This is a genomic window from Monashia sp. HAY1-2A (genome assembly GCF_056755315.1).
Genome location: NZ_JBNDHY010000891.1, coordinates 1 through 229, shown reverse-complemented (window position 1 = coordinate 229; position 229 = coordinate 1). Strand labels below are relative to the sequence as shown.

General features: G+C 76.4%; 1 protein-coding gene. It reads right to left on the bottom strand.

Features of this window, described 5'->3' with window-relative positions:
• Positions 1–61 precede the first annotated feature (61 nt).
• The coding region (locus ACPYOM_RS24315; RefSeq protein ID WP_481347949.1) for a winged helix-turn-helix domain-containing protein at positions 62–229 on the bottom strand (168 nt) is incomplete at its 5' end.

The window sequence follows — 229 nt, the reverse complement described above, 5'->3', positions numbered from 1 at the left end:
CGCCCGACCGGGTCCGGCTGGGCGCGGGGCGGTCGCGCCGGCCGCTCCCCGGCGCCCCGGCTCACAAGCGCCCCAGCCGGTAGCCAACACCGCGGACGGTCTCGACGACCCGCTTGCCGAGCTTGCGACGCAGGTGGTGGACGTAGGTGTCGACGGCGCCGAGGGTGTCGGCGCGGTCGAAGGCTCGGTCGAGCAGCTCCTCACGGGTGAAGACGCGGGTAGGCCGGCG